1 protein-coding gene is annotated in these 541 nt (G+C 44.5%); it reads left to right on the forward strand.

Features of this window, described 5'->3' with window-relative positions:
* A partial coding sequence (locus R7040_RS29355) for an arginase family protein (protein WP_318098032.1) occupies positions 1-388 on the forward strand: 388 nt, incomplete at its 5' end.
* Between the last annotated feature and the right edge of the window lie 153 nt (positions 389-541).

Below are 541 nucleotides of genomic sequence, written 5' to 3' on the forward strand. Positions count from 1 at the left end.
TTTGTTCCAAAAAGCAGACGAGCTGAACGTATGGTATGTAGAAGATAGTCAACTCAATTACTTGAATCACAGCTACCACCTAACCCAACTGCAACACTTTATCGACGATTGTGACTATCTCTATCTCACCATTGATTTGGATGTATTCCCAGCAGCAACCGCGCCAGGCGTAAGTGCTCCTGCGGCTAGAGGTGTAAGTTACGACACAATCGCACCTTTTTTAGAACGAATTCTTCACTACAAAAACAAGCTTATGTTAGCCGACATCGCAGAGTACAACCCGAATTACGATGTCGATAGTCAAACCGCTCGCTTAGCTGCCCGTTTGTGTTGGGACATCGCCAACGCCATGGCGGAGAAAGAACATAAACGTCAGCCTATTAAATAACCATCACTTTGAAACCTAAGTGAATTTGGAATAACAAGACCAAGCAAGCACTTGGTCATCACGAGAAACTAAAGGAGTCTGAAAATGACACAGCGCCAGGGACAAGATCCACGACTTGATACAAGCAGAACAATTCGTGCACCTCACGGAAAT

The organism is Vibrio sp. 1069 (genome assembly GCF_033340555.1).